Genomic DNA, 2395 nt, shown 5'->3' with positions numbered 1-2395 from the left:
GAAAGTTCAAAGTTGAAAGTTCAAGAGCGCGGACAGGCGCATTGCCAGCTGCCCGCGAAACTTTTGACATGACCGCGGGCACAGCCTGTACGCAGCAACAGACTGGACCGCGTTTCAACTTTCAACTTTCAACTTTCAACTGATTTCCCTGGGAGGTATCCCATGTCCATCACCATTCGCACCCTGCAAAAACGCAAACAGGAAGGCGGCAAGTTTTCTGTGCTCACCGCCTACGATGCCTGCTTCTCAAGGCTGATTTCCGAAGCGGGCGTGGAAGCCATTCTGGTCGGCGACTCTCTGGGCAATGTCATCCAGGGCCAGACCAGCACCGTCCCGGTGACCCTGCAACAAATGGTCTACCACACCGAATGCGTGGTCCGCGGCAACCAGGGCAGCCTGGTCATTGCTGATGTTCCCTTTATGGGCGCCGCCACCCTGGAACGTACCCTGGAAGCCGCCACTGCCCTGATGCAGGCCGGCGCCAACATGGTGAAACTGGAAGGCAGCGCCTGGCTGGCCGACGCCATTGAGATCCTGAATCGCAACGGCATTCCTGTCTGCGCCCACCTGGGCCTGACCCCGCAAGCGGTGAACTCGCTGGGCGGTGAGCACAGAAAACTTGCCGCCTTCCTGTTTGCGTTTTTGCAGGGTGCGAATGGTGATGGACATGGGATACCTCCCAGGGAAATCAGTTGAAAGTTGAAAGTTGAAAGTTGAAACGCGGTCCAGTCTGTTGCTGCGTACAGGCTGTGCCCGCGGTCATGTCAAAAGTTTCGCGGGCAGCTGGCAATGCGCCTGTCCGCGCTCTTGAACTTTCAACTTTGAACTTTCAACTCAGTCCACTAGTGGCCGGGGGTTAAAATAGTGGCGACCGGAGCGGATGTCCAGCAACTCGCTGATCAGTTGCTGGTAGTCACGGTCGTGGTTGACCAGATCGATTTCCGCCGCGTTGACGATGAGCAGCGGGGCGCGGTCATAAAAATGGAAGAATTCGGTATAGGCGTTGCTGAGTTTATCCAGATAATCGCTGGCGATGCCTTGTTCGAAATCGTTGCCCCGATGGCCGATGCGCTGGCGTAGTACCTGGGGCGGTGCCTGCAGGTAAATCACCAGATCCGGCCTGGGCGCGTCCACGGTCAGGTGATCGTCCACGTTGCGGTACAGCTCGAATTCATCTTCGTCCAGGGTGACCTGGGCAAACAGCCGGTTCTTGTCGATCAGGAAGTCCGCAATCCGTGGCCCGGCAAACAGGTCCTGCTGCTGGATCTGGCGCAGCTGATCGGCACGCTGAAACAGAAAGAACAGCTCGGTCTGCAGGGCGTAGCGAGCCGGGTCCTGATAGAAACGGGTCAGGAATGGATTGTCGTCGGCCTGTTCCAGTAACAGGTCATAGCCGAAGGTCATGGCCAGGCGCTTGGCAAGGCTGGTTTTGCCGGCGCCGATGGGGCCTTCCACGGCGATGAAGCGGGGCAGGGTGCCGGCGGTGCGGCGCTGTTCAATCCGTTCAGTGAGGGTCTTTTCGTTCAATGAGTGCATCGCGGTCCAGTTCTGCCAGCGGTGAAAGCGTTTGTTCGGCTACCTGACTGAGAAAACTACCCAGTGCAGTGCCGTCGGGCAAGTGGCAGTGCGGGGCGATTTCCAGCAAAGGGTGCAGGACAAAGGCGCGGCGCTGCATCTGTGGGTGAGGTACCTGGAGGTCGGGGCTGTCGATAGGCTGATCGTCGATCAACAAAATATCCAGGTCCAGAGTGCGTTCGCCCCAGTGGCGCAAGCGTTGTCGCCCAGCAGCCAGTTCCAGTGCCTGCAGGCTGTGCAGCAGGGCGTGGGGCGTCAGCGTGCTGTGTACTTCGGCGACCGCGTTGACGTAGTCGGGCTGGTCCTGGGGGCCGATGGGGGCACTGCTGTACAAGCGGGAGTGGTGCTGCAGGGTGATTCCGGGTAGCTGAGCCATGGCCAGCAGCGCGCTGATCAGCCGTTGTGCCGGCTGATCCAGATTACTGCCAAGGCCTATGAACGCCTGCATTAATTATCCGCAGCAGGCTTCGGGCGGCGCCGACGGCGACGGCGTTTGTTGCCGCCGCCCCCCTGGTTGCCCAGCTGACTGATCATGTCCCGGCGGCCGCTTTCATCTTCTTCCTGATAGCGGGTCCACCAGTCGCCAAGCCCGGCCTTGATCTCTCCGCTCTGCTCACGCAGTAGCAGAAAATCGTAGGCGGCACGGAAGCGAGGATGCTCCATCATCGCATCGGCGCGGCGCCCGGCCCGTTTGTCCAGACGCAGCTGCAATTCCCACATCTCACGCATCACGGTGGAGAAGCGACGGGGAATGGCGGTGTGTTTTATTTGCTGGTTGAGGGCGCGGGTGGCGGCTTTGTGCAGTGCCTGGGCCGGCGGC

At 59.8% G+C, this 2395-nt stretch carries 2 protein-coding genes and 2 pseudogenes; 1 reads left to right on the top strand and 3 read right to left on the bottom strand.

All coding sequences use genetic code 11. The features are described 5' to 3' along the window. Positions 1 to 162 precede the first annotated feature (162 nt). Positions 163 to 606 (top strand): annotated as a pseudogene (locus tag A3730_RS02560) (3-methyl-2-oxobutanoate hydroxymethyltransferase); the annotation flags it as partial. Positions 607 to 834: 228 nt separating this feature from the next. Here the strand turns inward: A3730_RS02560 and A3730_RS02555 are convergent. The 3 genes and pseudogenes from A3730_RS02555 to A3730_RS02545 all read right to left on the bottom strand — a co-directional run. Then, positions 835 to 1536: a deoxynucleoside kinase gene (locus tag A3730_RS02555; RefSeq protein ID WP_063520253.1), complete on the bottom strand. Its 702-nt coding sequence runs from the start codon at positions 1534 to 1536 to the stop codon at positions 835 to 837. Next, positions 1505 to 2023: a 2-amino-4-hydroxy-6-hydroxymethyldihydropteridine diphosphokinase gene (gene folK, locus A3730_RS02550; protein WP_063520254.1), complete on the bottom strand. Its 519-nt coding sequence runs from the start codon at positions 2021 to 2023 to the stop codon at positions 1505 to 1507. Before folK ends, A3730_RS02555 begins: the two co-directional genes overlap by 32 nt. Beyond that, positions 2023 to 2395 (bottom strand): annotated as a pseudogene (locus tag A3730_RS02545) (polynucleotide adenylyltransferase PcnB); the annotation flags it as partial. The pseudogene A3730_RS02545 and the gene folK, both read right to left, overlap by 1 nt.

It is taken from the genome of Alcanivorax sp. HI0044 (genome assembly GCF_001634945.1).
Note: the sequence above shows the minus strand (reverse complement) of the source record. Positions and strands in the feature narration are given on the sequence as shown.

What these genes read in the sequence shown, in the direction of transcription:
- A3730_RS02555 (WP_063520253.1), bottom strand. Translation starts at nt 1,536, where the DNA reads ATGCACTCATTGAACGAAAAGACCCTCACTGAACGGATTGAACAGCGC.
- folK (WP_063520254.1), bottom strand. Translation starts at nt 2,023, where the DNA reads ATGCAGGCGTTCATAGGCCTTGGCAGTAATCTGGATCAGCCGGCACAA.